This is a genomic window from Streptococcus sp. HMSC061E03 (genome assembly GCF_001813505.1).
Taxonomy (GTDB): Bacteria; Bacillota; Bacilli; order Lactobacillales; family Streptococcaceae; genus Streptococcus.
The window spans coordinates 166,662-169,090 of record NZ_KV812797.1 but is presented as its reverse complement, the minus strand read 5'-3'; the positions used below and the strand labels follow the sequence as shown (position 1 = coordinate 169,090).

Annotated in this window: 1 protein-coding gene; it reads left to right on the top strand. The window is 40.9% G+C overall.

The genetic code is table 11. From position 1 onward, the window contains the following. Window positions 1-2,429, top strand: a 2,429-nt coding sequence (locus tag HMPREF2917_RS11755) for an SspB-related isopeptide-forming adhesin (RefSeq protein ID WP_305366785.1), incomplete at both ends; no start/stop codon positions are given.

The window sequence follows — 2,429 nt, the reverse complement described above, 5'->3', positions numbered from 1 at the left end:
TTCACTAAGTCACTTGGCGACGCAGAAAACACTCAAGTTATTGACACAACTAAATTCGAATTCGGCCGTTACTACAAGTTCGACATCCCAACAAAAGTGAAAGCTGATGTACCTGGTGGTGTGGATATTGAAAATACTGCGGCTCAAGTAGTCAACTACTACAACCCAACTACTAAGAAAGTTGAAAAACCAAGCAAACCAACTGAAAAACGTGTTAACAACGTTCCAGTTGAAGTAGAATTCAACTTCACTAAACGCTTGGAAGGCCGTGAGCTTAAAGCTAACGAATTCAGCTTCGTTCTTAAAGATTCAACTGGTAAAGAAGTTGAGACTGTAAGCAATGATGCTTCTGGTAACGTTAAGTTCAAAGCTCTTGAATTCAAGAAGGGTGACGAAGGTGTTCACAACTACACTGTAGAAGAAGTTAAAGGAAGCGACGCAACCGTTACATACGACACAATGAAAGCGAATGTAACAGTCACAGTGAAACACGATGGTACTGCTAAAGTTCTTATCGCGACTGTAGGCGACATTGCGGATAAAGAATTTAACAACCGTGTGACTCCTCCAGAAGAACCTAAGTTCAATCCTGAAAAATATGTTGTTTCTGAAGCGAAATTTGATGTAACAGGTACGAAACTCGTTGATGATGACAAAGAATTGGCTAACAAGGTTGCGGATACAAACGCTAACCCATATGCGGACGATGCATCAAACAACGAAGCAGAAAACTTGAACACCAAGACTGTGAAACGTGGCCAAAAACTTTATTACCAAGTATGGCTTGACACGACTCAATTTGATGCAGCTAACAAGGATAACATCCAAACAGTTGGTATCACAGATGACTTCGATGAAACTAAGTTGACTGTGAATGCTTCAGACATCAAGGCATACGATTCAGTATCAGGTGCGGATGTTACATCTAAGTTTGACATCTCAATCGCTAACGGTGTAATCACAGCTAACCTCAAAGATGGCTTCACTAAGTCACTTGGCGACGCTGAAAACACTCAAATCATTGACACTACTAAGTTCGAGTTTGGACGCTACTATAAATTTGATATTCCAGCAACTGTGAACGCAGATGTTCCTGGCGGTGCGGATATTGAAAATACTGCGACTCAAGTAGTTAACTACTACAACCCAACGACTAAGAAAGTTGAAAAACCTGAAAAACCAACTGAAAAACGTGTTAACAACGTTCCAGTTGAAGTGGAATTCAACTTCACTAAACGTTTGGAAGGTCGTGAGCTTAAAGCTAACGAATTCAGCTTCGTTCTTAAAGATTCAGAAGGTAAGACTCTTGAAACTGTAAGCAATGATGCGGCTGGTAACGTCAAGTTCTCAGCTCTTGAATTCAAGAAAGGCCAAGAAGGCGTACACAACTACACAGTAGAAGAAGTTAAAGGATCTGACGCAACCGTTACATACGACACTATGAAAGCGAATGTGACAGTCACAGTGAAACACGATGGAACAGCTAAAGTTCTGATCGCGACTGTTGGCGAAATTGCGGATAAAGAATTTAACAACCGTGTAACACCTCCAGAAGAACCTAAGTTCCAACCAGAGAAATACGTTGTTTCTAAAGAGAAATACGATATCACAGGCGACAAGCTCGTTGATGATGATAAAGAGTTGGCAGACAAGTACGCAGATACCAATGCGGACCCATATGCGGACGATGCATCAAACAACGAAAAAGAAAACTTGAACACCAAGACTGTGAAACGTGGCGATAAGTTGGTTTATCAAGTATGGTTGGATACAACTAAATTTGACGCAAACAACAAGGACAACATCCAATCAGTAGGAATCTCAGATGACTACGATGAAGCGAAGTTGGAACTTGATTCTACTAAGATCAAAGCTTACGATTCAGTAACAGGCGCAGAAGTAACAGATAAATTCGATATCGCTGTGAACAACGGTGTGATTACTGCAACCCTTAAAGATGGCTTCACTAAGTCACTTGGCGACGCAGAAAACACACAAGTCATTGACACAACTAAATTCGAATTCGGACGTTACTACAAGTTCGACATCCCAACAACAGTGAAAGCTGATGTACCTGGTGGTGTAGACATCGAAAACACTGCGGCTCAAGTAGTAAACTACTACAACCCAACAACTAAGAAAGTTGAAAAACCAAGCAAACCAACTGAAAAACGTGTTAACAACGTTCCAGTTGAAGTGGAATTCAACTTCACTAAACGTTTGGAAGGTCGTGAACTTAAGGCTAACGAATTCAACTTCGTGCTTAAAGATTCAGAAGGGAATACTCTTGAAACTGTAAGCAATGATGCGGCTGGTAACGTTAAGTTCAAAGCTCTTGAATTCAAGAAAGGTCAAGAAGGCGTTCACAACTACACAGTAGAAGAAGTTAAAGGAACAGACGCAACCGTTACATACGACACTATGAAAGC